The sequence below is a fragment of the Actinomadura sp. NEAU-AAG7 genome, assembly GCF_018603865.1.
GTDB lineage: Bacteria > Actinomycetota > Actinomycetes > Streptosporangiales > Streptosporangiaceae > Spirillospora > Spirillospora litoris.
Genome location: NZ_JAHFZY010000004.1, coordinates 389,005 through 411,415 on the forward strand (window position 1 = coordinate 389,005; position 22,411 = coordinate 411,415).

27 protein-coding genes are annotated in these 22,411 nt (G+C 71.0%); 13 read left to right on the forward strand and 14 right to left on the reverse strand.

All coding sequences use genetic code 11. The features are described 5' to 3' along the window. Nucleotides 1-41 precede the first annotated feature (41 nt). From KLI87_RS20810 to KLI87_RS20830, 5 genes are all read right to left on the reverse strand, one after another. Nucleotides 42-407 (reverse strand): Mth938-like domain-containing protein, encoded by a 366-nt coding sequence (locus KLI87_RS20810; RefSeq protein ID WP_214618330.1) that lies wholly within the window; start codon nucleotides 405-407, stop codon nucleotides 42-44. 85 nt (nucleotides 408-492) lie between these two features. Further along, nucleotides 493-933 (reverse strand): VOC family protein, encoded by a 441-nt coding sequence (locus KLI87_RS20815; protein WP_156219580.1) that lies wholly within the window; start codon nucleotides 931-933, stop codon nucleotides 493-495. A gap of 177 nt (nucleotides 934-1,110) precedes the next feature. Beyond that, nucleotides 1,111-2,529: a caspase family protein gene (locus tag KLI87_RS20820; RefSeq protein WP_214618331.1), complete on the reverse strand. Its 1,419-nt coding sequence runs from the start codon at nucleotides 2,527-2,529 to the stop codon at nucleotides 1,111-1,113. After that, nucleotides 2,513-2,869 (reverse strand): hypothetical protein, encoded by a 357-nt coding sequence (locus KLI87_RS20825; RefSeq protein WP_214618332.1) that lies wholly within the window; start codon nucleotides 2,867-2,869, stop codon nucleotides 2,513-2,515. Before KLI87_RS20825 ends, KLI87_RS20820 begins: the two co-directional genes overlap by 17 nt. Before the next feature lie 169 nt (nucleotides 2,870-3,038). After that, nucleotides 3,039-3,458 (reverse strand): ArsI/CadI family heavy metal resistance metalloenzyme, encoded by a 420-nt coding sequence (locus KLI87_RS20830; RefSeq protein ID WP_156219577.1) that lies wholly within the window; start codon nucleotides 3,456-3,458, stop codon nucleotides 3,039-3,041. Nucleotides 3,459-3,537: 79 nt separating this feature from the next. Here KLI87_RS20830 and KLI87_RS20835 point away from each other — a divergent pair, with 79 nt between their 5' ends. The 4 genes from KLI87_RS20835 to KLI87_RS20850 are packed head-to-tail and all read left to right on the forward strand — an operon-like array spanning nucleotide 3,538 to nucleotide 5,864. Then, entirely contained in the window at nucleotides 3,538-3,903 is a 366-nt protein-coding gene (locus KLI87_RS20835) for a helix-turn-helix transcriptional regulator (protein ID WP_156219576.1), read from the forward strand. Continuing rightward, nucleotides 3,900-4,967 carry an ACR3 family arsenite efflux transporter gene (arsB, locus tag KLI87_RS20840; protein WP_281378165.1) on the forward strand — a complete coding sequence of 356 codons (1,068 nt, stop codon included), beginning with the start codon at nucleotides 3,900-3,902 and terminating at the stop codon, nucleotides 4,965-4,967. The genes KLI87_RS20835 and arsB overlap by 4 nt, the downstream gene beginning before the upstream one ends. After that, the gene (locus KLI87_RS20845) at nucleotides 4,954-5,370 is read left to right on the forward strand and encodes an arsenate reductase ArsC (protein WP_156219575.1); all 417 of its coding nucleotides are present in this window, start codon (nucleotides 4,954-4,956) and stop codon (nucleotides 5,368-5,370) included. Before arsB ends, KLI87_RS20845 begins: the two co-directional genes overlap by 14 nt. Next, nucleotides 5,367-5,864, forward strand: coding sequence for a GNAT family N-acetyltransferase (locus KLI87_RS20850; protein ID WP_250904067.1), 498 nt, complete (start codon nucleotides 5,367-5,369; stop codon nucleotides 5,862-5,864). Before KLI87_RS20845 ends, KLI87_RS20850 begins: the two co-directional genes overlap by 4 nt. Before the next feature lie 52 nt (nucleotides 5,865-5,916). Here KLI87_RS20850 and KLI87_RS20855 read toward each other — a convergent pair whose 3' ends face one another. Both KLI87_RS20855 and KLI87_RS20860 read right to left on the reverse strand, forming a co-directional pair. Beyond that, nucleotides 5,917-6,480 (reverse strand): dihydrofolate reductase family protein, encoded by a 564-nt coding sequence (locus tag KLI87_RS20855; RefSeq protein WP_214618333.1) that lies wholly within the window; start codon nucleotides 6,478-6,480, stop codon nucleotides 5,917-5,919. A gap of 67 nt (nucleotides 6,481-6,547) precedes the next feature. Beyond that, nucleotides 6,548-7,480, reverse strand: a complete 933-nt coding sequence (locus KLI87_RS20860) for a sigma-70 family RNA polymerase sigma factor (RefSeq protein ID WP_374225463.1) — start codon at nucleotides 7,478-7,480, stop codon at nucleotides 6,548-6,550. A 167-nt stretch (nucleotides 7,481-7,647) separates the two neighbouring features. Here KLI87_RS20860 and KLI87_RS40220 point away from each other — a divergent pair, with 167 nt between their 5' ends. Both KLI87_RS40220 and KLI87_RS20870 read left to right on the forward strand, forming a co-directional pair. Next, a complete protein-coding gene (locus tag KLI87_RS40220) occupies nucleotides 7,648-9,024 on the forward strand; it encodes a hypothetical protein (RefSeq protein ID WP_250904068.1) in 1,377 nt (458 codons plus the stop codon). A 46-nt stretch (nucleotides 9,025-9,070) separates the two neighbouring features. Continuing rightward, on the forward strand, nucleotides 9,071-9,916 hold the full coding sequence (locus KLI87_RS20870) for an FkbM family methyltransferase (protein ID WP_214618334.1): 846 nt from the start codon (nucleotides 9,071-9,073) through the stop codon (nucleotides 9,914-9,916). Here the strand turns inward: KLI87_RS20870 and KLI87_RS20875 are convergent. Both KLI87_RS20875 and KLI87_RS20880 read right to left on the reverse strand, forming a co-directional pair. After that, nucleotides 9,893-10,162, reverse strand: a complete 270-nt coding sequence (locus tag KLI87_RS20875) for a hypothetical protein (RefSeq protein WP_156219571.1) — start codon at nucleotides 10,160-10,162, stop codon at nucleotides 9,893-9,895. The two genes, KLI87_RS20870 and KLI87_RS20875, sit on opposite strands and share 24 nt — an antisense overlap. Beyond that, entirely contained in the window at nucleotides 10,159-10,431 is a 273-nt protein-coding gene (locus KLI87_RS20880; RefSeq protein WP_156219570.1) for a hypothetical protein, read from the reverse strand. Before KLI87_RS20880 ends, KLI87_RS20875 begins: the two co-directional genes overlap by 4 nt. Before the next feature lie 154 nt (nucleotides 10,432-10,585). Here KLI87_RS20880 and KLI87_RS20885 point away from each other — a divergent pair, with 154 nt between their 5' ends. Beyond that, on the forward strand, nucleotides 10,586-10,960 hold the full coding sequence (locus KLI87_RS20885; RefSeq protein WP_214618335.1) for a hypothetical protein: 375 nt from the start codon (nucleotides 10,586-10,588) through the stop codon (nucleotides 10,958-10,960). Between the two features lie 52 nt (nucleotides 10,961-11,012). Here KLI87_RS20885 and KLI87_RS20890 read toward each other — a convergent pair whose 3' ends face one another. Then, nucleotides 11,013-11,333 (reverse strand): winged helix-turn-helix domain-containing protein, encoded by a 321-nt coding sequence (locus KLI87_RS20890; protein ID WP_156219569.1) that lies wholly within the window; start codon nucleotides 11,331-11,333, stop codon nucleotides 11,013-11,015. A 282-nt stretch (nucleotides 11,334-11,615) separates the two neighbouring features. Here KLI87_RS20890 and KLI87_RS20895 point away from each other — a divergent pair, with 282 nt between their 5' ends. The 4 genes from KLI87_RS20895 (at nucleotide 11,616) to KLI87_RS20910 (ending at nucleotide 13,920) form a co-directional block, all read left to right on the forward strand. Beyond that, nucleotides 11,616-11,945, forward strand: coding sequence for an STAS domain-containing protein (locus KLI87_RS20895; RefSeq protein ID WP_156219568.1), 330 nt, complete (start codon nucleotides 11,616-11,618; stop codon nucleotides 11,943-11,945). Nucleotides 11,946-12,097: 152 nt separating this feature from the next. Then, complete coding sequence (locus tag KLI87_RS20900) at nucleotides 12,098-12,958, forward strand: trypsin-like serine protease (protein ID WP_214618336.1); 861 nt, start codon at nucleotides 12,098-12,100, stop codon at nucleotides 12,956-12,958. 166 nt (nucleotides 12,959-13,124) lie between these two features. Next, on the forward strand, nucleotides 13,125-13,496 hold the full coding sequence (locus tag KLI87_RS20905) for a VOC family protein (RefSeq protein ID WP_308166094.1): 372 nt from the start codon (nucleotides 13,125-13,127) through the stop codon (nucleotides 13,494-13,496). 67 nt (nucleotides 13,497-13,563) lie between these two features. Further along, nucleotides 13,564-13,920, forward strand: a complete 357-nt coding sequence (locus tag KLI87_RS20910; RefSeq protein ID WP_156219566.1) for a cupin domain-containing protein — start codon at nucleotides 13,564-13,566, stop codon at nucleotides 13,918-13,920. A 39-nt stretch (nucleotides 13,921-13,959) separates the two neighbouring features. Here the strand turns inward: KLI87_RS20910 and KLI87_RS20915 are convergent, their stop codons facing one another. After that, a complete protein-coding gene (locus tag KLI87_RS20915; protein ID WP_214618337.1) occupies nucleotides 13,960-15,003 on the reverse strand; it encodes a S1 family peptidase in 1,044 nt (347 codons plus the stop codon). Nucleotides 15,004-15,329: 326 nt separating this feature from the next. Between KLI87_RS20915 and KLI87_RS20920 the strand changes: the two genes are divergently transcribed. Both KLI87_RS20920 and KLI87_RS20925 read left to right on the forward strand, forming a co-directional pair. Next, nucleotides 15,330-15,851, forward strand: coding sequence for a GtrA family protein (locus KLI87_RS20920; RefSeq protein ID WP_214618338.1), 522 nt, complete (start codon nucleotides 15,330-15,332; stop codon nucleotides 15,849-15,851). A 9-nt stretch (nucleotides 15,852-15,860) separates the two neighbouring features. Then, nucleotides 15,861-16,946, forward strand: coding sequence for an adenosine deaminase (locus tag KLI87_RS20925; RefSeq protein ID WP_156219563.1), 1,086 nt, complete (start codon nucleotides 15,861-15,863; stop codon nucleotides 16,944-16,946). Here the strand turns inward: KLI87_RS20925 and KLI87_RS20930 are convergent, their stop codons facing one another. Genes KLI87_RS20930 through eccCa form a run of 3 tightly spaced genes read right to left on the reverse strand, consistent with a single transcriptional unit; the run spans nucleotide 16,947 to nucleotide 22,350 of the window. Further along, nucleotides 16,947-17,987, reverse strand: coding sequence for a DUF6177 family protein (locus KLI87_RS20930; RefSeq protein ID WP_214618339.1), 1,041 nt, complete (start codon nucleotides 17,985-17,987; stop codon nucleotides 16,947-16,949). Further along, nucleotides 17,984-18,358 (reverse strand): hypothetical protein, encoded by a 375-nt coding sequence (locus KLI87_RS20935; protein ID WP_156219561.1) that lies wholly within the window; start codon nucleotides 18,356-18,358, stop codon nucleotides 17,984-17,986. Before KLI87_RS20935 ends, KLI87_RS20930 begins: the two co-directional genes overlap by 4 nt. After that, nucleotides 18,355-22,350 (reverse strand): type VII secretion protein EccCa, encoded by a 3,996-nt coding sequence (gene eccCa, locus KLI87_RS20940; protein ID WP_214618340.1) that lies wholly within the window; start codon nucleotides 22,348-22,350, stop codon nucleotides 18,355-18,357. The genes KLI87_RS20935 and eccCa overlap by 4 nt, the downstream gene beginning before the upstream one ends. Nucleotides 22,351-22,411: the final 61 nt, after the last annotated feature.

The window sequence follows — 22,411 nt, forward strand, 5'->3', positions numbered from 1 at the left end:
CGCACGCTGAAGAATCCCGATCGACTTCGTGGCGAGGAAAGTCAGCACGTTGAGTGGAAGAGGCCGCCGACGGGCTTGGTCTGTGCCAGCTCGTTGTAGAGCTGGACCGCGACGGTCGTTTCCTCCATGCGCACTTCGATCCCTGCGGCTTCCAGGACCTCCGACGTTTCGGGCATGGTGTTCAGGCGAAGCTTCATGCCCCGGCTGAGCACGATCACCGTGCAGCCGTGGTCGAGGAGTTCCTGGACGTCCGCGGGTTGGATGCCCGGCTCATGTCGGGTGCCGTGCTCGGACCAGTCCCAGGGGCGACCGCCGCCCGGGTACAGCTTGAAGTCCTTGCCCGGTGCCAAGCCCTCCACCTCCATGCGTCCCCAGGAGATGTGCGTGATCTGAGGTGACCTGTCCATATGTCTCCTCCTAGGGCGATGAGGACGCGCGGTGCCCGCACTTCGCGTGCGGGTGCCGCCGACTGGTGGAGGCGGCCGACCTGGATCAGCTGAGCGGCTCGGCCAGGCCGACGACGATGCCTTCGGGGCCGCGGACGTAGCAGAGCAGGTAGGCGTCCTCGAAGCGGACGATCTCGCCGACGAGTTCGGCGCCGCGGGACTTGAGCCGGGCGACCACGTCCTCGATGTCGTCGACGGCGAACATGACGCGGCGGATGCCCAGTGTGTTCGCCGGCGCGTTCTGGGGCTCCTGCCTGATCGCCGCCGGTTGGTGGAAGCGCGCGAGCTCGATTCCGCTGCTGCCGTCCGGGGTTCGCAGCATCGCGATGTCCTGCCGGACGTCGTCCACGCCGATGACACGTTCCACCCAGCGTCCCTCAAGGGGGCCCTTGCCTTGCAGTTCCAGGCCGAGTTCGACGAAGAACGCGATAACGGCCTCTAGGTCTTCGACAACGATGAGCACGTTGTCCATCCGCTGGATCGCCATGCGCCGAGCGTAGTGGCTGCGGGTGGACCGACGGGTGCGCGTGGCGGTCAGCGTCGGTGCGACAGCCAGGCCACGAGCGTGCCCAGCAGGACGAGGATCATCACGATGACGGCGACGATCACGACCAGGGTGAGGTGCATGGTGGTTCCTTTGTGCGAGGGCGCGGGGATCGAGGTCCTAGTTCGACCGGGTCCATGGCGCCCGTCCTGGCAACAGTTCTTCTAGTTCGCGGCCGCGTTGTAGTTGGTCGAGGTAGCAGATGCGGATCCAGCCGGTCGCGCGGTCTTCCCAGGGCGGGCGTCGAGGCGAGTGGCCCAGCCGCGGTGTCCGGTGAGCGGGGCGACCCCACGGGGTCGGCTTTCTCCATAGCATCAGGGTCGGCCGTTCGCGGCCCGTGTTCGCCACTTCCAACGTGGCGATCTCGTCCCAGGTGTAGTTCGCCCGGCGCGATCCCCACACGATGGAGACCCCTTCGGGGCCGATGTTCAGGCGGCGGGGGCGAACCAGTTCGGCCAATGTCAGGCAGAACTGCACCAGGATGATGACGAAAAGCGCTAGAACGGTCCCGAGGATCGCTCCGATGATGATCAGGGGCACGATCGAGGTCTGGGAAGTGGATTCCGTCGCGTAAGGCAGGAAGACCGAGGGCGCGAGAAGCATGAAGGCCAGGTGCTGGGCCCCCAACCGGGAGGTCAGTACCTTGCCGGCCCGGATGCGGCTGCTGAAGACCGGTGTGCTGGTTCCGGAGGGCGCCGGGGAGGGGGTGGTGATCGGGCGAGGGGCCATCCAGCCAGAGCCGGAGTTGAGCACCGGATCGTCGTCTCGGGGCCGGGGGAGCCGGCCGTAGGCGGTGTTGCGGGACAGGCCGAAGTGGTGGACGGTGTCGGTCCCGCGCTGGTTGGGGCGGGGCAGCCCGCGGCGGTGCAGGCGGTGGGCCAGGGGGCCGTAGAGGCTGTGGAAGGTGAGGAGTTCGGGGCCGTCCGGCAGTCCTTCGTTGATGAGGTCCAGCAGTTCCTGGGTGAAGGACGTGCCGGTGGAGTGCTGCTGGTGGAAGGGGACGACATGGGCGGGGCCCTCGGCGGCGGTCAGCGTGTAGACGCCTTCGATGCTCGTGCTGTCGGCGACGGTGTCCAGGGCGCTCAGCGCGCTGATGGCCCGGCCTGAATAGCAGCAGTCCAGGATGACGACCGAGACGCGGGCGGGGCTCGTGCCCAGCGCGCGTTGGATGTGGTCGAATTCGACGCCGGTCAGGTCGGGGTCGGTGGCGGTGGTGTCGGTCAGGGTGAGGGTGAGGTTCCCGCGTTCGCTGATGACGCCGTGGCCGACGTAGTAGAGCAGGAAGGCGCCGGTCGTGGTCTCGGTCATGCGCCGGATCCGCTGGACCAGCCATGCGGCGCCGTGGGGATTGGTGATGGTGGTCACCTGGTCGCGCGGCCAGCCGCCGCGGGCAGGGTCGGTGAGCATTTCGTACATGCCCGCCACGCTGTTGGCCGCGGCGGGAACACCGGTGAACCCGTCGTCGTGGAAATGTGACGTGCCGATCAGAAGGGCGCGGGAGTCGGCCAGATCGGTGCGCGGCTCAGTCGGACGCGCCATGGTGGTGCCGCAGCAGTTCCGCGATGAGACGCGGAGCCTCGGCGGCGTCCGCGGTCTCCAGTTCCAAGCGGTCTCCGGTCTCGGTGGTGAGGGTGAACCTCACTTTCGGGCGGCGGCTTTGAATCCAGGCCGGGAGGGTCTGCGCCAGCACGGCGGACACGCCGCCGGAGCCGACCGCGACCATCACCGCGTCCAGCGTCCCGCCCAGTTCCTCTGCTCCAGGTGGCCGCCGCTGGACGCGGACATGCCCGGCCAGCCGCCGGTCGGCGCGCAACCACTCCAGGAGGCGGGCGCGTTCACCGGCCTCGTCACCGCCGGTGACCCTGATCTGAAGATCCATACATCCCCAACCCGGCCGCCCGAGTTCGCACTCGGTATGCTCCCCGTCGCGCCGTTCGCAGCATCTCAGGAATGCGGATGCCGTGCGCCGAATTGGCCGGGGAGTGCCAAGGTCCGGTTTCGGACGGCCGGGATCAACGCGCGGTCACCGCGCGAGGACGTTCACCGGGTCAGCCGCAGGAGCAGCCGTCGAGGGTGGCGGTGCCGTTCTTGTTGAGGACGTCCGCGTCGGCCTTGACCGTGTAGACCTCCCAGGGCTCGGTGCCCGGGGCGGTGACCCACACCTTGTCCTGAAGGGCGTAGCAGCAGGAGGTGTCGTTCTCCTCGAACGTCGCCAGCCCGGCGTCGGTCAGGCGGGTGGTCGCGGCGGCGACCTGGTCGGTGGTCTCGACCTCGACACCGAGGTGGTCCAGCCGGGTCGGGTCGCCGGTCTCGCCCTCCAGGAGGACGAGCTTGAGCGGGGGCTCGGCGATGGCGAAGTTGGCGTAGCCGGGCCGGACCTTGGCGGGCTCGGCGCCGAACAGCTTGGAGTAGAACGCGATCGATCCTTCGAGGTCGGCGACGCGTAGGGCGAGCTGGACACGGGACATGATGGTCTCCTCACCGGCTTGTATCGATGTTCCTCTATCTATCGTTGCCATCTGATTCGAGGGATGTCAATATAGAAGCATGTCGAATCAAGCGCTCCAGGTGCTCGGCCAGGACGGCGTGGCGGGCTGCTGCCCCGGCCTGCTGACCGCGCCGCTGGCCGCCGACGAGGCGGGTGAGCTGGCGCGGGTCTTCAAGGCGCTCGGCGATCCGGTGCGGCTGCAACTGCTGTCGATGATCGCCTCGCGGGCGGGCGGTGAGGTGTGCGTGTGCGACCTGACCCCCGCGTTCGAGGTGTCGCAGCCGACGATCTCCCACCACCTCAAGCTCCTGCGCGAGGCGGGGCTGATCGAGGGGGAGCGGCGCGGCACCTGGGTGTACTACCGGCTCGTCCAGGAGACGACCGATCGGCTCGCGGCGATCCTCACCCGGTCCGGCGTCCGTTGAGCGGCGCGGCGCGGCTGTCGTTCACCGACCGGTACCTGGCGGTGTGGATCGGGCTCGCGATGGCCGCCGGGCTCGGCCTCGGACGGCTCGTCCCCGGCCTCGGCGACGCCCTGGCGAAGGTCGAGACCGGCGGGATCTCACTGCCCATCGCGCTCGGCCTGCTGGTCATGATGTATCCGGTGCTGGCGAAGGTCCGCTACGACCGGCTGGACGCGGTGACCGGCGACCGCAGGCTCATGGTGTCCTCGCTGGTGGTGAACTGGGTGGCGGGTCCGGCCGTGATGTTCGCGCTCGCCTGGCTGGCGCTGCCCGACCAGCCCGAGTACCGGACGGGGCTGATCATCGTCGGGCTGGCCCGCTGTATCGCCATGGTGATCATCTGGAACGACCTGGCCTGCGGGGACCGGGAGGCCGCCGCCGTCCTCGTCGCGCTGAACTCGGTGTTCCAGGTGCTCGCGTTCGGCCTGCTCGGCTGGTTCTACCTCGATCTCCTGCCCGGCTGGCTCGGCCTCGGCGACGGGGCGGCGCTCGACGTCCCGGCCTGGCACATCGCCGCGAGCGTCGCGGTGTTCCTCGGCATTCCGCTCGTCGCCGGATTCCTCACGCGGCACTTCGGCGAACGGCGCCTCGGGCGTGAGGCGTACGAGACGCGGGTGCTGCCGGTGATCGGTCCGTGGGCGCTGTACGGGCTGCTGTTCACGATCGTCGTGCTGTTCGCGCTCCAGGGCGAGACGATCACCTCCCATCCGTGGGACGTCGCGCGCATCGCGCTGCCGCTGCTCGCCTACTTCGCGCTCGTCTGGTTCGGGGCGTTCGCGTTCGGCAAGGCCATCGGGCTCACCTACGAGCGGACGACCACGCTGGCCTTCACGGCGGCGGGCAACAACTTCGAACTCGCCATCGCCGTCGCCATCGCCACCTTCGGCGCCGCGTCCGGGCAGGCCCTCGCCGGAGTCGTCGGACCCCTCATCGAGGTCCCCGTGCTTGTCGGGCTGGTCTACCTCGCCCTCGCCCGCCGCGACCGTTTCGCATCCGAAGGGATCCTTTCCCATGCCACCCGGTAAGCCCAGCGTCCTGTTCGTGTGCGTCCACAACGCGGGGCGCTCCCAGATGGCCGCCGCCTTCCTCACCCGCATGGCGGGGGACGCCGTGGAGGTGCGCTCGGCGGGATCGGTCCCGGCGGAGGAGGTGAACCCGGTCGTCGTGGACGCGATGGCCGAGGTCGGCATCGACGTCTCCGCCGAGATCCCCAAGATCCTCACCGCGGACGCCGTCCGGGCCAGCGACGTGTGCGTCACCATGGGGTGCGGCGACACCTGTCCGGTCTTTCCCGGCAAGCGCTACCTCGATTGGCCCGTGGCCGACCCCGCGGGCCGGGGCATCGAGGCCGTCCGCCCCGTGCGGGACGAGATCGAGAGGCGGGTGCGGGGTCTGATCGGAGAGCTCGGCGTCCCGGAGCCCGCATGAGCCCCGGTGTCGTGCCCATGGGACGCGAGCACGCCGACGAGGTCCTGGCCGTCTACCAGGCGGGGATCGACGGCGGCGACGCCACCTTCGAGACCACCGCCCCCACCTGGCAGCGGTTCGACGCGTCCCGGCTCCGCGAGCACCGCCTGGTCGCCCTCGACGGCGGACGGGTGCTCGGGTGGGCGGCGGTCAGCGCGGTCTCCGACCGGTGCGCCTACGCCGGAGTCGTCGAGCACTCCGTCTACGTCCACCCCGACGCCCAAGGACGCGGCGTGGGCCTCCTCCTTCTGCGCGCGCTGCTGGCCTCCACCGACGGCGCCGGGATCTGGACCGTCCAGTCCGGGGTCTTCCCCGAGAACGCCGCCAGCCTCGCCCTGCACGCCAAGGTCGGATTCCGCGTCATCGGCACCCGCGTGCGCATCGGCCGCCACCATGGCCGCTGGCGGGACGTCGTCCTGATCGAACGCCGCAGCCCCGTCGCCGGCCGGACATGAGGCCGGGGGGTTCCGGTGCTCCACGCCGCCTCCGGGCCGTTCGTCCGGTGGATCACCCGGCCTCGGGCGTCCTCGTGTAGCACGTGAGGACGGCGGCGCCGATCTGTTCGGACCACTCGCAGTCGAGGTACGCGGTCGGGCCGTCGGCGGGGAAGAGGCGGTCGCCGGTGCCGAGGATCGTCGGGAAGACCAGCAGGCGGTACTCGTCGACCAGGTCCGCGGCCATCAGGGCGCGGACGACGCTCAGGCTGCCGGCGACGATCACGTCGCGCTTCTCGCGCTTGACCGCGTCGATGAGGTCGCCCTCGATGAGCCGCGAGTTCTGCCAGGCGGACGCGTCGGGCAGCGAGCGGGAGGCGACGAGTTTCGCGGCGGCGTTCATGCGTTGCGAGAACGGGTCGTCGCGTCCCGGCCAGAGCCGCGCGAACAGGTGCCAGGTCCTGCGTCCCAGGAGCAGGACGCCGTCGTCCAGCGTGCTTCCGAGGAGGAACTTGTCCCCGTCGGCTGTTCCCGGGCCGTGCCGGAACGCCCAGCCGCCGGTGGGTGTCCCGTCGGCGCCGTCCGGGTCGGTGACGATCCCGTCCAGGGTGGTGAACGCGATGACGATGGTGCTCACGATGGTGTCCTTCCGGTCGATGCTCGCCGTACATACCGGCGGCGTCGGCCGGACTCATCGCGTCCCGCTAGAAAATCCTCTCGGGCAGGGCGAACGCCTGGAACACGTCCGGATCGGAGAACACGACGTTGCGGGCGACCCGGCCGTCGACGACCGTGAAGACCTGCAAGGTGTGCATCCGGAGTTCGCCGTCGGGGGTCGGCGCGTATGCGGCGAGCGCCGGCTGCCCGTTGGCGGTCAGTTGCCGCATGCGCCAGCCGGGGCCCCATATCTCGAACACGCGGTCCATGAACAGGCCGTAGTCGCGGCCGCCCCGGTACCAGAGCGGCACCGGCGGCATCTCCATGACGGCGTCGTCGGTGAGGAGCCGCACCAGGCCCGGGACGTCGGCCGCCTCGAACGCCAGCACGTACCGCTGGATCACCGCCTGGACCTCGGGGTCGTCCGGCTCGGCGACCTCGTCCAGGTCGGCCGCGTCGGCGAGCGCGACGCGGGCGCGTTGCAGGGTGCTGTTGACGGCCGGGACCGTGGTCTCCAACTGCTCCGCGACCTCGGCCGCGCGGAAGTCCAGGACGTCGCGCAGGACCAGCACGGCCCGCTGGCGCGGCGGGAGCACCTGTAGCGCCGCCACCAGGGCGAGCCGCAGGTCGGCCCGCATGCCGGTGTCGAAGCGCGCGTCGGGGAACGGCTGGAGCCAGGGGATGTCGAGCGCCGGTGTGAGGGCCGCCCCGGGATCATCGCTCGGCGCCCCGAGCCCGGACGGCAGCGGGCGCCGTCTCCGTCCCTCCAGCGCCGTCAGGCACGCGTTGGTCGCGATCCGGTACAACCAGGTGCGGACGGAGGCGCGCGCCGCGTCGTACCGGTCGCGGGCCTTCCACGCCCGCAGCATCGTCTCCTGGACGATGTCCTCCGCCTCGTGGAAGGAGCCCGTCATCCGGTAGCAGTGCGCGACCAGCTCGCCCCGGTAGGGCTCGAAATCCATTCCCCCATCATGGCCCACGGCGGAGTCGCGTCGCAGGTGAGGGGCGTCGGCCCGGCCCGTCCGGCTTCCGCCTTCCCTGCGGTGGGCGAATGTGCTTCGCTTGGACGAGGGTCGGCGCCGCCGGAATCGGGGGTCGTTCACCGTCCCGGCAGAGAACGGTCGCTCTCCGAGGGTGGTATCTCGAATTGACGAGGCACGACGGCTCACGCACCGCCAACGCCCTGCCTCCCACCGCACAGTTCGCCGCGCTGGAGCCGATCTGGGCCGGAATCAGCTCGACCGTTCAGCTTCGGGCCCTGCTCGTGTTCGGGGCGCTCTTCAACGAGCGCGTCTACGTGCATGACACCCAACTCGTCGACAATCCGCGGGTCGTGGGCGACTTCGGCAGGTTCGATCTGCGGGAGAGCAACTTCTACCGGCTGCTCCGCGAACTCATCGCGGCGGGCGTCGTGGTGGTCGGCCTCCGGGAGCACAACTACCTCACCGAAGAGGACCGGCTGGACCCGTGCAATTCCCTGACCGAGGTCCTGGACAGCTGGAAGCGCAACAGGCCGGACGGCAAGGGCTGGGTCATCTCCCCGGTCTCCGACGCGCGCGGCAGGATGCTGGAGGAACTCGACGGGGTCATCTCCGCCGACGGTGCCGTCGTCGCCCGCTACGAATACATGCGGACCAAGAACGAGTTCATCCGCCAGGTGCGGGACGCGGCGAACTCATCGGACTCGGTGCTGGCCGGGCTTCTGGCGCGGCAGCCGATCGAGTTGCGGCGGCGCTACGACGAGATCATCTCCAGGCCGTGGTTCTCGCATACGCCGATCTTCGCTCTCCTGCACGATTCCGGGCTCCCGGTCAGCAGCCCGCTGATCCAGATCCATGGCCTGTTCGACGAGACCGCGCACGCGAACGCGTTCAACGCGCGGGTCCTCGGGTCGGACTGGGATTCCGAACAGGGCGCGGGGCTCGCCGAGGCCGTTCTCGCCAATAGCGGGCTCGCCCAGGAGCAGGCCGATCCCCGGGTGGAGGCGGGCGAGTTGATGGAGGCGGCCTATCGCATGGTCGAAGGGCCGCCGCCCGACCTTCTCGCCATGCTCCGCCTCGACGAGATCCTGGAACTGCGCGAGAAGGCCAGGGAGCTCTTCGAGATCCAGTCCTACCTCGAAGTCCCCGACGCCCGGCATGTGGACGACGCGCTGGGCACCGCCCTGGCCGACTGCGCCGCCGACTACTGGCAGAACATCTGCGAGCACATCCGGACGACGCGCCCGCACCTGACCGTGCGCTCCACCAGGCTCGGCATCTTCCTCCGCCGGAAGATGCCGAAGATGGCGCGGATGGCCGAACGGTTCGCCTCGACCGGGCTGTCGACGCTGACCGAGGTGGCGATCAGTTCGGTGCCGTTCGTCGGGAGCGGGCTGAGCGAGGAGACCAAGCGCGGGATGGTCCAGCGCGTGAACCTCGAATTCGTGTTCTTCGCGGAGTCGGAGCGTATGCGGGAGTTGAAGAACTACTATCCGCACCGGGGCTGGATATCGTCCGACACGCGAGCCATCGAGGGCCCGTGAGCGCACGGGGGTTCGCGTGCTCCGCCGCCTGTCTCCGGAGGTGCTGATGGCCGCGGCGCCTTCGCTCGTGGAGTGCGACGGGCTCACCTGGACGGTCCGGCCCGGAAGCGGCGACCGCATCGGCCCCGGCCCTCACGAGCAGGACATCTGGCGGCTCCTCCGGTCGTTCGCCGAGCCCGGCTCGGTGTTCATCGACGCGGGCGCCCACGTCGGCCATTTCGCCCTCCGGATGGCCGGCGCGTTCGCGACGGTCGTCGCGATCGAGCCGAACCCGGACGCCCTGCGCACGTTGCGTGCGAATATCCGGCTCAACGGGATCGGCAATATCGACGTTCGCCCCTTGGCGGTCTACGAGACCCGAACGACGGTCCGGCTCTGGGACCCGTTCAACATGCCCGCCGGCGCCTGTACGCGGTCGCTGGCCACCGGTGAACCCGCACGCCCGCCCGCAGACTGCAAGATTTCCGCGTTGTACGACGGCGGAGACGGATACGGCGCGTTTCTCGGTGAGGTGGAGGCGGTTCCGATCGACCTCATCGCGTCCGGGGTCAACGGCCCGATCGGGTTCATCAAGATTGACATCGAGGGCCACGAGGGAAAGGCGCTCGCGGGCGCGGCGGCGACGGTACGCGAGCACCGTCCGGCGCTGCTCATCGAGATGCACGACCCGATGTACGGCGCGCACATCAAGGACGAGGTCGCCCGGGAACTCGCGCGGCACGGCTACACGTGGCGGGAGTTCTCGCTCTACCAGCGCTCGAAGCTGACGGACTCGGACATGTGCCCCTACATCTACGCCGAGCCGGTCGGCGCGGGGCGCGCACAGGAGTTCCTCGACTTCGCCGAGCACGTCAACAGGGACGCCGCCTCACGCTGGGTGACGACGCCGTGAGACGGCCAGGACGATGATGCTCATCTCGTCTTGGCGAAGCCAGCACAATGCGTCGAAGTCACCGATCGTCGTGGTGAGCAGCCCCGCCTCCTTGTCGATCGTGCGGAGGGCCCCGGAGTCGACGTCCGTCGAGAGGTATTCCAGCGAGTTGAGAACGAACTCGGCGGAGCCCGGATCGTCGCGGTGAATGGCGCGGACGGTCTGCACCGCCGAGGCCGCGAGGAGGATCTCGTGGTATCCGCTCATCGCGCGAGTTCACGGCGCAGGTCGTTCAGCCGCGTCGTTTCCATTCCCGCTTCAAGCTCGGCGATGAGCCGCGCTCCGAGCAGGCGGTCGGCGGCGTCCTCCGCCGCGCTCAGCGCGTCCGCTCCGGCGGCGGCCACCTCGGGGGAGACGACGGCGGCCAATACGTGCCCGCCGTCCTCCAGCAGGACTATCTCTCCCGATGCCGCGTGGTCGACGGCTTTCTGGACCTCGGCGGCGGTGGTGGGAATCCGCAGCGTCCGGTTCATCATTGTCGGGTGGCTCCATTCGCGGACCGCGAAACCTTCGGCTCAACGTTCACCCTGATGCCGTCCACGTTAACACCCCAGGTCAGAACCCAACCGGTGGCTTTTGATGATCAATATGGCCGGTCTCGACCCCGGGCCGCGCGGTACGGTGATGATCATGAGCACCGGAGCTTCCTCACTGGACGGACGGCGTTTCCGGGCCGTCCAGGACACCGTCGGCGGCGAGGTCGGCACCGAGACCGAGTTCACCTACCACGAGCACGACGGCGAGGTCTGGGCCGAGTACGGGGGCGGCGGAGTCCGGCGCGGATTCCTGGTGGGGACGCGCGAGGGCGACCGGCTCGACTTCCGCTACAGCCAGCTCAACACGGCGGGCGAGACGTCCAGCGGCCACTGCGTCACGGTGGTCACCACGCTCCCGGACGGACGGATCCGCCTCGACGAGACCTGGGAATGGGAGTCGCGTCCCGGCTCCGGCACGAGTGCCATCGAGGAACCGCCCCACGCCGACCGGGCCACCCGCGCCGAATGACACCCGTCAGGACGCCCCCGCCGAGCGGGGACGTCCTGCCCAGCGCGGCCCTCTAGGCGAGGGCGGCGGCGTCCTGCCCGGCGAACAGCTCGATCAGGGCCTCCACGTCGTGGTCGGCCTCGGTCGGATGCCGGAAGGGTCGGTGGGCGTTGACGGTGTAGCTGTTGCGGCGCCCGACCCGGGTGCGGGTGATGTACCCCGACTCCTCCAGGTCGCTGATGATGAGCTGCGCCGCGCGCTCGGTGATCCCGATCTCGTGCGCGACGTCCCGCACGCGCGCGTCGGGATCGCGGGCCAGCTGGATCAGCACCCGCGCGTGGTTGGTCAGGAACGTCCATGGCTTGGCGTTCGTCCGGCTCGGTGTCGTCTCCATCCGCTCACCCCTCGTCCGTTGCGCATCCTCGCGCCTCCGAGGGGGCAGCGGGGGATGCTCCCCGGCGGGCGCGAGGTGTGGGTCAGGGTCATTGTACGAGATAGATTTGCCGAATAAGATTTCAGGTAATATCTTTGCCGTGTTCGCCGCCGTCCGTGCCAGTGACCGCTGGGAGGTCCCGTGCTAGTGCGTTCCAACGAGCCGCAGCTCGCATGTTCCGCCCCGCCCCCGACGGGGGCGTCGATCGATGGTCCTGCTCGTCCTGGACGGGGGGAGTTGAGGATGGAGACCCGCTCCTACGGCCGCTACACCGTCCTGACCCTGACGGGACGCCTGGTGGCGGACACGGTGGTCGCCGCCGAGGCGCGCATCCTGACGACGATCGTCCTCGCGGAGCCGCCGCTCTCCCTCGTGCTGGACCTCTCGAAGCTGGACGCGGTCGACTTCCACGGCGCCCACCTGCTGAACAAGGCCCAGTTCGCCGTCCGCGCCGCACGCGGCTCCCTGCACCTCATCGCGCCCGCCGAGGCGCCCGCCCGCGGCGCGCTGAGCCGCTACCTGCTGGGGTCCACGGTGGAGCGGCGGGAGGACCTCAAGCCCCTGACCGGCTGAGACGCGCCCCCGGTACAGGCTGCTGTACCGCGGTTCGGCCCGCTGGCCGGATCGTCCGGCGGGCCGCGGGTCCCTAGCGTCGGGACGAACGATCATCCCGACGCGCGGGGGCCGAGCGAGACCTCCTCGGCTCCCGCCTCCCAGGAGGACCCGTGAAGTCCAGACCGATCGGCTTTTCCAGACCCGCCGGAGGGGCGGCTCGTCCCCTCCGGCTGGTCATGGCCGCGCTCGCCGCGACGCTGCTGTGGTTCGGCGTGGCCGCGCCGGCCGCGCCGGCCTCGCCCGGCCCGTCCCCCATGATCATCGGTGGTTCGGACGCGACCGAGCCCTACTCGTTCATGGTCTCCATCCAGAACGCGGGCGGCCATTTCTGCGGGGGCAGCCTGATCACCGGAGACTGGGTGGTCACGGCGCGGCACTGCGTCGAGGGCAAGAACCCCGCCGATCTTCAGTTGCGTATCGGAAGCCTCCGCAAGGACCAGGGTGGAACGGTCCGCGGGGTCGAGCGCCTCGTCACCCACCCCGAGAGCGACACCGCGACCCACGACATCGCGCTGGTCAGGCTCGACCAGCCGGTCACGGGCGCGCCGGTGCCGGTGGACGTCCGGCAGCCCGCCGGCACCCCGACCCGGCTGCTGGGATGGGGCTGCACCGAGCCCGGCCAGACGTGCGGCGAGGAGAGCACCCCGACGGTGCTCCAGCAACTCGACTCGGCCGTGCGCGAGCCGTCCGCCTGCACCAACGAGGTGACGCCCCTCGACCCGGCCTCCGAGGTCTGCACCGGCAACCCCGAGACCCGCGCCGGCGCCTGCTTCGGCGACTCCGGCGGCCCGCTGCTCCGCCGGGAGGGCACCGGCTGGAAGCTCATCGGCGCGTTCAGCCGCGTCGAGATCAAGCCCCCGGACCCGGGCCAGCCCAGCGAGCCCCCGAACTGCCGCAGCGGAATGGGCATCTACACCGACGTTCCCGCCCACCAGGAATGGATCGACGGCGTCATCGCCTCCACATCCTGAACCAGCACGTCCTGAACCAGCACGTCCTGAACCAGCACGTCCTGAACCAGCACGTCCTGAACCACCATGTCCTGAACCACCACGCCCCGGCGCGACGCCACTTCGCGCCGGGGCGTGCGCACGTGTCGGAGGCACGGCATAGCGTTGCGGCATGGAGGAATATGCGGTGCCTGTTCTGCCCAGTCGGGATCTGGCGGAGACGCTGGAGTTCTATACGCGGCTGGGATTCGAGACGCGGGGGTCGTGGCCGGACGCCGGCTACCTCATCGTGGCGCGCGGGACCGTGACACTGCATTTCTGGCACCATCCCGAGGTCGATCCATTGACCACCGCCGGCGCCTGCTACGTGTACGTCGATGACGCGGACGCCCTTCATCGGGAGTGGGACGGGATCGGCGTCCCCGGCGAGGTGGCCACCGGCAGCCGGCTCGTCCCGCCGCGGGACACCGACTACGGGATGCGCGAGTTCGCGCTCGTGGACCGCAGCGGCAACCTGCTGCGCGTCGGCAGTTCCGCGGCCGCCGGGGCACGAGGTTGATGGCGTGTGTTGACGCAGGTCAAGCCTGGTGCGAGCGTGGGAGGTGATGGTGAAAAGGGGGACCATCATGTTGGAGATCAAGAGCATCGACAAGCCCGACGAGCGGCGCGACTTCCCGAAGGGGCATCTGGAGGTCCTCCAGATGACCGGGCTGGTGTTCGCGCGGGCCACGTTCGAGCCCGGCTGGCGCTGGACGGAGTCGCTCAGGGACATCGCGGGCACCGAGCTGTGCGAGGTGCACCACAACGGCTACATCGTGCAGGGCAGGCTCCGGGTGCGCATGCGCGACGGCGGTGAGCAGGAGGGCGGTCCCGGTGACGCGTTCGTGGTCACACCCGGGCACGACGCCTGGGTCGTCGGCGACGAGGCATGCGTCGTGTTCGACTTCGCCGGGGGCATGGACGAGTACGCCAAGGCCGGCTGAGCGCGGGGCTCCCGGACCGCCGGGAGCCCCGGACCCGGACTACTTGAGCGTGAGGCTCTGCGACTGGAGCGCCTCGTCCAACGGCTGGAAGTACGACTGGTAGTTGGCGCGGCAGGCGCCGGTGGTGCCGCCGGAGACGATCCCGACGGCGACGGTGCCGGCCTGCAGCGAGCCGCCGCTGTCGCCCGGCTGGGTGCAGGCGGTGGTCTCGACCAGGCCGGAGACCGTGCCCTCCTGGTAGTTGACCGTGCGGTCATAACCGCGGATCGTCCCGGTGGTGGTGCCGGTCGTCGAGCCCTTCTTCTGGATCTGGGAGCCGACCGCCGGACGTCCGACCGAGGTGAGCTGGGCGTTGTCGTTCTGGAGCGACCCGTTGGTCACCCGGATCGTGCCGTAGTCGTCGCCCGGGAAGCTGCCGGCCTCCCGGGTGCCGAGGGTCTGGCCGTCCTTGGTCGTCCAGTTCGGGCTGATTCTCGTGCAGTGCCCGGCGGTGACGACGAACTCCGCGCCGCCGCCGACGGCGATCGCCGACACCGAGCAGCGCGAGCCGCCGGTGAGGATCGCGTCGCCGGGCCCGACCATCGGACGCGGCGCCGCCGCCACCCGCCGGACCCGGACGAGATCGCCCATCGCCCTCGCGCGCTTGACGAACGCCTTCGTCGCGGCGTCGTCGTCGGTGCGGGGCACGTCGACCACGACGCTGTTGGAGACGACGTCCACGCCCCAGGCCAGCCCGGTCGTCCCCGCCGTCCCCGCGAGCCGGTCGAGCCTGGCCTTCGCGCCGGTCAGCGGCCGGATGCCGTGGGCGACGACGCGCGCCCGCGCTCCGGCGCCGGTGACCTGCCGCGCGGCGGCCGCGTCGGTCACGTTGACGACGAGGTCGCCCGCGCCGTCGAGGTAGGAGCCCGCCTGCCGGTCGCCCAGCCGGCCGGTCAGCCGGTCGGCGAGCGCGGTCTGCCGGATCTGGGCGTCCTGTGTCGACTGGGCCGTCGCCTGAACGGTCCCGAACGCCGGAAGCGTGATCAACGCCGCGGTGCTCAGCAGGGGGATCGTCGCGCATTTGAGGCGCATTCCACGGTTCACCTTCGTCCACCTTTCGCCGCCGGTCGGGCCGCTGGCGCTCCGGCGGCAGTTCGGGGTTGCGGGGGGCGCCCGACCGCGAGAACCCGCTGGTACGGGGCTCGTGGCCGGCCGTCGTGTGACAGGAAGGTACTTCGCGGAGCTGTCGGTAACCAGATTCCAGCCGCAACTGAAATTTCAGTACACGCTGAATATCAATCAACCACCGGGAGATCATCACGAGGCGCATTGAAATGCCGTCGTACGGCGGTATCCGTCGCGCGGGGTGCGGTGGTGGATCTTGGTGAAATGTCCTCCCGGGGCGGGGTGATCCCGTATAGCCTTGCCGCATGACGATCGCCAGTGCCGTGCTGGAGAGGATTCCCGAGCAGGTGCGGCCGATCATCATCAGGCAGCGGGTGCTGCTCAAGTTCGGGATGACCGGCGGCCTCTGCTACGCCGTCACCACCGCCATTTACTATGCGCTCAAATTCACCCTCTTGCAGAGCAAGCCGGTGACGGCGCTTCTGGTCGCCACGGCGGCGGCGACCGCGCTCTCCTATGTGCTGCAAAGGCGGTGGGCGTTTCGCGTCACCAACGGTCGGCGCCGGTCCAGTGAGATTCTGCTGTTCGTGCTGATCAACGCCATTTCCATGGGGATCAACGCGATCCCGCTCTACGCGGCCCGGTACTGGTTCGGTCTGGCGGAGCCGCACGTGAGCCAGCGGGTGCAGGAGTTCTCCGACTTCTTCAGCGGGATGATTATCGGCACCCTGCTGGCGATGCTGTTCCGGTGGTGGGCCTACCGCAGTTTCGTGTTCTCCAGCCGGAACCTCGCGGGTGAGCAGGTGGAACGGCGGTCGGGGCGGTAGCTTCTAAGGATGAGCGATCGGCCCACACTCGATGAGATCCGGCGCGCGCCCAAGGTGCTGCTGCACGACCATCTGGACGGCGGGGTCCGTCCGGCGACCATCGTGGACCTCGCGCGCGAGAGCGGGTACGGGGCGCTGCCCAGCGGCGACGCGGACAACCTGCGGCTCTGGTTCGAGGAGGCCGCCGACTCGGGGTCGCTGGAGCGGTATCTGGAGACGTTCGACCACACGGTCGGGGTGATGCAGTCGGCGGAGGCGCTCACGCGGGTGGCCTACGAGTGCGCCGAGGACCTGGCCGAGGACGGGATCGTCTACGCGGAGGTCCGGTACGCGCCCGAGCAGCACGTCACCGAGGGGCTGACGCTGGAGCAGGTCGTCGAGGCCGTCCTGGACGGGTTCGCGCGGGCGCGGGCCGACCACGGGATCCGGGTCGGAGCGCTGGTCACGGCGATGCGGCACCAGGCGCGGAGCAAGGAGATCGCGGAGTTGGCCGTCCGGTACCGGGACGCGGGCGTGGTCGGGTTCGACATCGCGGGCGCGGAGGCGGGGTACCCGCCGACCCGCCACCTGGACGCGTTCGAGTACCTCCAGCGGGAGAACGCGCACTTCACGATCCACGCGGGCGAGGGGTTCGGGCTGCCCTCGATCTGGCAGGCGATCCAGTGGTGCGGCGCCGACCGGCTCGGGCACGGCGTGCGGATCATCGACGACATCGACGTGACCGGCGGGGAGCCGAGGCTCGGACGGCTCGCCGACTACGTGCGCGACAAGCGGATCCCGCTGGAGATGTGCCCGACGTCCAACATCCAGACCGGGGCCGCGAAGTCGATCGCGGAGCACCCGATCGGGCTGCTGCGGCGGCTGAGCTTCCGCGTCACGGTGAACACCGACAACCGGCTGATGAGCGGGACGTCGCTGTCGGAGGAGTTCGCGAAGCTCACCGAGGCGTTCGGGTACGGGTGGGACGACCTCCAGTGGTTCACGGTGAACGCGATGAAGTCGGCGTTCGCGCCGTTCACCGAGCGGCTCGAACTGATCAACGGGGTGATCAAGCCGGGGTTCGCGCAGCTGAAGTGGAGCCGCCCGCCCGCGTGATCAGGACGTCCGCCAGCGGCCCGTGCCGGTGGCGGGCTCGGTCAGGTGCTCCATGAGCGTCCGCAGCCGCGTCCAGGCCGCGGTGTCGTCGCCGTCCGCCAGCGGGAACCACAGGCCGGGCGAGGCGGCGTCGCCGATCCGGCGGCCGGTCGCCTCGGCCGAGAGCGCGTGCTCGATCCCGATCTCCGCGACGCCCTCCGGGCCGATGCCCATGGCCAGCGGGGAGGGGACGCCGATCGCGCGGCTCGGGTAGGTGAGGTCGAGCAGCGCGGGCGTCCACTGGACGTTGAGGGTCCGCAGGACGCCCGTCCGCGTGTACCGGTCCGCGAGGTCCTCCAGTTCCTCCAGCGGCGGCTCGCGGTCGGCGGGGCAGGCGAGCGCGAACGTGATCGACTCCTTCACCCCCGAGGTCACGCGGGAGACCTGCACGGTCCCGCCGAAGGGCGGCACGTCCCCGCCGTGCGGGCCCATGAACACCAGCAGGGTCGAGGCGGGGGAGCGGCGGCGGCACAGGTCGGTCAGCTCCGGCGGCGACCACCGCGACAGCGCGGGTTCGGCCGTCCCCCAGCAGCGGGGCGCGGTTCCGGCGAGGGCGCGGGCGAGGTCCTCGATCACGCCGCCGAGCAGCAGGCCCGAGGTGGCGTCGTGGACGACGTTCAGGCTCACGACGAGGTGGTGGCCGAGGTCGTCGTCCGGAACCTCCCGCAGGAACGTCTCGGACGGCCCTTCCTTCGCCTTCTCCGACACGACGAACGCGGCGCCGTCCCACTCAAGGGGGAAGCCGGTGAAGCCGTCGTAGTAGCCCTCGTCCGGTTCCTGGACGACCCACCGCGCCTGCCGGGTGCCGAGCATCATCCGCAGGGGCAGGGTGATCCGGGCGTCGTGCGGCGTGAGGATCTGGAACGCCTGGTCGACGCGCGCGCACTTCTCCATCGCGTCGGTCAGCCAGGACGAGAGCGGCACGAGCGGGCGGTCCTGGATGGCGACGGCGCTCCGCGTCGTGACGATGTCGAGCGCCGCATGCGTGTTCGTCGTGGTCACGGTGCCTCCTCGGGGGCGTTCGGCGGCCAGACGGCGCCGCCCAGCCGCTCCACCATCGCGTCGGCGAACCGGTGCGCGATGCCGGGCGCCCTCGGGTCACCGCCCGAGGCGCGCACCTCCACCCACCAGTAGGGGACGGTCAGACCCGCGTCCACGGCGCCGCCGAGGACGCGGCCGACCTCGCCCTCGACGTCCACGCGCTGCGCCGACTCGATGCTGACCAGCGGCGATCCCTCGTCGTCGCGGAGCAGGATGAGGGCGCCGTCGCCGCCGCCGCGCACCCGCAGGGTCTCGCCCGCCGCCACCATGCTGTCGATGATCGCCCGCACGTCGGGCGCCCGCTGCGTCAGCACCACCATGTCGTAGGTCATCGGGCCTCCTCGCGCACCGGGGTCTCGGCCAGCGCGGTCTGGACGAGCCGCGCGCTCTCGCCCCGCCGGATCCACTGCGCCCGCCCCGGCGGCAGCGACTCGGCGTAGACGCGCGGGAACAGCTGCCCCTCCGACCGGTCCCCGGACATCACCAGCGCGCCCGTGCCGCTCTCCCGCACCGCCTGGAGGAGCGGGTCGTAGAGGCCGCGGGAGGACCCGGCGACGCGGCGGGCCACGACGAAGTGCAGGCCGATGTCGCGGCCGCTCGCGACGAACGGCACGAACGGGGCGAGCGGCTGCTGGCCCGCCGTGGTCAGCAGGTCGTAGTCGTCGGCGAGCACGACGATCCGCGGGCCCTTCACCCCGGCGCCCTCGGGGACGGCGGACGGGTCGTCCGGCATGCGCTCCTGCAACTCCTTGGCGACGCCGCCCGCGAGCCCGGCGCAGATCCTCGGCGTCGGCGCGTAGCCGCCGATGTAGGGCTCAGGCGCCACGTCGCGCAGCGAGCGGCGCGGGTCCATCACCGCGAACACCACCTGCTCGGGCGTGTACCGGGCGGTGAGCTGCTGGACGATCAGCCGCAGCAGGTTGGACTTCCCGGAGCCGCCGTCGCCGAGCACGACGAGGTTCTGGTCGACGTCGAACAGGTCGAGCAGCAGCGGCTCCAGCGCGCGCTCCTCCACCCCGAGCGGCACCAGCCGGGGCTCGCGCGCCGGATCGGGCAGCTCGGACGCCGCGAGCCGGTGCGGCAGCACCCGCACGGGCGGGGTGGACTCGCCCGTCCAGGCGTTGCGGACGGCCCCGACCGCCGACTCGGCGGCGGTGCCCAGCTCGGTCGGGTCGGGCACGGCGCCGAGCGCGGGCACGGCGACATGGCCGAACAGCCCGGCGTCGGTGAGCGCGCGTCCCGGCAGCTCGGCGCTGATCGTCTCGGCGAGCTTGCGGCTGACCGTGGAGTCGGAGGGGTCGTTGAGCCGCAGCTCGACGCGCTGCCCGAACGTGGACTGCGCGGCGATCCGCACGTCGTTCCACCGCAGCATCCCCGCGACGATGTGGATGCCGTAGCCGCCGCCGCGCTGGAGCAGGTCGGAGACCATGTCGTCGATCTCCTCGAAGTCGTTCCTGATGGCGCCGAACCCGTCCACGACCAGGACGACGTCCGCGCACGGCAGTTCCGGAACGCTCCCGGCCGCGTGCATCTGCCGCAGCCGCTGGACACCGTCGATGCCGTGCTGCCGGAACACCTCCATGCGGTGCTCCAGCATCCCGTGGACCTCCTCGACGGTCCGGCGGATCCGCTCCAGGTCGGTGCGTCCCGCGACGCCGCCCACGTTCGGCAGCCCGGACAGCACCTGGAGGCCGCCGCCGACCAGGTCGAGCCCGTACACCGCGACCTGGCGCGGCGTGTGCGTCAGCGCCAGCGACAGCACGAACGTGCGCAGCAGCGTGGTCTTGCCGGTCTGCGGCCCGCCGATGATCGCGACATGCCCGCCCGCCGCCGTCAGGTCGAGGTTCCACACGCCCTGCCACTGGCGGCGCGCGTCGTCCAGCAGGCCGATCGGCACCCGCAGCGGCCCCCCGCCGGCGGGCAGCCGCATGCCCTGCTCGGTGATCCGGACGGGACCGGTCACCGCGTCCAGCGTGGCCATGGACGGCAGCGGCGGCAGCCAGATCATCGGCACCGGGCGGCCGTGCCGGGCGAGCTGGCCGACCAGCACGTCGAGCATCGTGGGGCCGGTGGTCCGCTCCGGCAGCTCGGCCTCGCCGTCGGGCGCGCCCCGCCCCGGGCCGTCCAGCGGACCGGCCAGGTTGTAGGCGGTGAACGGGCGCACCGGAAGCCGGTCGGCGCCCTCGGCCGGCGCCGCCACCGCGCCCCGGTAGGGGCCCGACACGTAGCCGCCCTTGAACCGCAGGTAGATGCTGGTGTCGACCTTGAGGTAGCCGAAGCCCGGCAGCGCCGGGAGGTGGAACGCGTCGGGGGAGTCCAGGACCGTGCGGCTCTCCTCCTCGGAGAACGTCCGCAGCCCGATCCGGTACGACAGGTAGGTCTCCAGGCCGCGCAGCTTGCCGCTCTCGATGCGCTGGCTGGACAGCAGCAGGTGGACGCCGATGCTGCGGCCGATCCGGCCGATCGACAGGAACAGCTCGATGAAGTCCGGGCGCGCGGTGAGCAGCTCGCCGAACTCGTCGATGATCACGAGCAGGTGCGGCAGCGGCGGCAGGTCGGGCCGCTGCCCGCGCTGGTGGTTGTAGTCGCCGATGTTGGCGATGTTGCCCGCGTCGCGCAGCACCTGCTGCCGCCGCTGCACCTCGCCCGACAGGCTCGCGTACACCCGCTCGATCAGCCCGGCGTCGTCCTCCAGGTTGGTGATGACGCCCGCGACGTGCGGCAGGCCGTCGAAGGGCGCGAACGTCGCGCCGCCCTTGTAGTCGACCAGCACCATGCTCGCCTGCTCGGGTCCGTGCGTGGCCGCGAGCGCGAGCACCAGCGTCCGCAGCAGCTCGCTCTTGCCCGACCCGGTCGCGCCGACGCACAGCCCGTGCGGGCCCATGCCGAGGCTGGCCGCCTCCTTCAGGTCGAGGATCACCGGGCGGCCCGCGTCGTCCAGCCCGACCGGGACGCGCAGGAACGCGCGCTCGCCGCGCGGCGCCCACAGCCGCGCGACGTCGAGGTCGCCGGGGTCCGTCACGCCCAGCAGCCCGGCGAAGTCGACCTCGCCGCCCTGCCCGGCGGTCTCGTCCACCGACTCGCGGGACAGCCGCATCGGCGCGACCATCCGGACCAGGCCCTCCAGCATCGCGGCCGGGACGTCGTCGAGCGTGCCGCTCATCTCCACCGGCTCGGGGCCGCGCAGGTCCTCGACGCGGACCCGGTCGCCCTCGACCGTGATCCGCACGCCGACGTCGCCGGGCTCGTGCGTCCGGTCCGACAGCAGGTGGACGACCGTCGCGGCCAGGTCGGCGACCGGGACGCTCTCGTCCGGCCGGACGAGGTCGGCGGCCACCTCGCCGTGCGTGTCCTGGAACACCACCAGCCGCCGCAGCATCCTGAACGAGTCGCGCCGCCCGAGCCCGCGCCGCACCTCGGCGGCGTAGTCGCTGCGCCGCCGCAGCTCGTCGGCCAGCAGCGCCGCCAGCCTCAGCGGGGACGAGGCGATCAGCCGGATCGGCACGCCGCCGTCCCGCCGGTGCTGGTCGTGCACGTGCGGCAGCCACTTGAGCCAGTCCCAGTCGGGCGAGGCGCCGCCGTAGGCCGCGCCGATCGCGACGTCCTCGGGGGCGTGGAAGGCGACGAGCTGGACGGCCATCGCGCGCACCAGCCGCAGCACGTCCGGGCGGCTGCCGATCACGCTGACGTCGCCCGCCATGTCCAGCGGCAGCGTGAGCGGCATGTCCGGCGCGGTGCGGAAGCGCTCGATCACCGCCCGCGCCTCCGACGACATGAACGGGTCGGTCGGGTTGAGCGCGGTGCCCTGCTCGCCCAGCTCAAGCGAGTGGCCGGGCATCAGGCCGGTGCCGACCCTGACCCGCAGGAAGTCGTCGTGCGTGCGGCGCCGCTCCCACAGCCGGGACGGGTCGCGGACGACGTCGTACAGCGCCTCGGGCGGCGGGTCGAGCACCCGGGCCAGCGTCCGGTGCTCCCGCTCCTCCGCCGACAGCTCCTCCCGCAGCTCCTCCAGGAACTCCAGGTAGCGCTCGCGCTGGTTCTTGCGCTGCCGGGTGACCTGGCCCTTGCGCGACAGCAGCAGCGCGCCGCCGCCGAGCACCGCCACGACCAGCAGCACCGCGCCGAACGCCATGAACGCGGGGTTCCGCATGACGGTCATGATGGTGAGCGAGCCCATCATGCCGACCATGGGCAGGATCGTCATGAGCTGGTTGCCGGTCCCGCCCGCCTCGGGGAGAGTGGGAGGGGCCTCGACCTGCCGGGGTTCGGAGTCGGTCCTCGGGTAGACGGTCCGCGCGGGCCGGTGCACCAACCGGGTCGTCACGCCTGCCACCCCTCTTACGTCGAGCGATCCCCGTCCACCCTAATGTCGGACGGGGCGAACG